Annotated in this window: 1 protein-coding gene; it reads right to left on the reverse strand. The window is 59.4% G+C overall.

Features of this window, described 5'->3' with window-relative positions; all coding sequences use genetic code 11:
- Positions 1 to 190: hypothetical protein (locus GY725_19355; GenBank protein MCP4006342.1), on the reverse strand; the 190-nt coding region annotated here is incomplete at its 3' end.
- Positions 191 to 997: the final 807 nt, after the last annotated feature.

Consider the following 997-nt stretch of genomic DNA (forward strand, 5'->3'; position numbering starts at 1 on the left):
GACGATCCCCATCTGGGGCGATCTCCGAGGACGCCATGATGGCGCGTTCCTTGGTCCAAACCAGGCCGTCCACCCGCATTGCCAGTTTGTCATCGCGCATGACATCGTCGCACGTCAGCTTAACGCTGCGCTCGACCAATCCCGACGACAGGTCATAGAAACGCACTTCATCATCGACGCCAAACGCCAACTTACCCCGCGACGGTGGGCTGAACGCGAAGGACGACACACCTGCCCTGCACACTTCAGAGGCCCGCTGCCGCACCCCATCCCTGCCAGACCCATCGAGGTGTACCAGGCTCAGTCGGCCTGTAGCATCTAGGATGGCCAAATGCCTGCCCGAGAATCCCACGATCGTCGCGTCCTGATCGCCCCCGGAGCTCTCCCAAACGCACGCAAGGTCCGTCGTTCGAAAGACGTGGACGCGTCCACCGGCGGCCGAAGCCACAAGGCTTCCATCCTGAGTCAACGACAGGCTTGTGATGATCCCAGGTGCCGCCCACGAGACCTGCAACGCACCTCCCTGCTCCTCAAAGAGCGTCGGCAACGACGGAACCGAGTCGCTGTCGTCGATTTTCGTCAGCCACGACTCCAGATCGCGCGTCTTCGCAATGTATAGCCGCGATCCGACGGCGATATACGCATGTCCTGTGTCCCGAGACACGGAGACGCTGCAGTCTGACCGAGAGTCGTCGTTCGCAAGCTTGCATTCCCCGATTCGATGAAAATACAAGTCAGGTTAACCCCATATGGGGCCAAAAGGGCCCGAATGGCAAAGCCATTGAACGGTTATCGCCCACTTCTAGTCTTCGTTTTCATCCATTCATTCGATAATCGTGTCACTGATTTGAATAACAGTCGAACACTATGCGAAAGGGGGCGACGAATTCGCGAGACTGCCAGGTCGAAGGCACGCTTGGCCCTTGATTCGGTGACGACGGTTTTCAGCGCCGAGGACGCGGCTCGACTGCCCCCTCCGTGCGAAGTCGGCCCCGAC

Source organism: bacterium (assembly GCA_024226335.1).
Taxonomy (GTDB): Bacteria; Myxococcota_A; UBA9160; order SZUA-336; family SZUA-336; genus JAAELY01.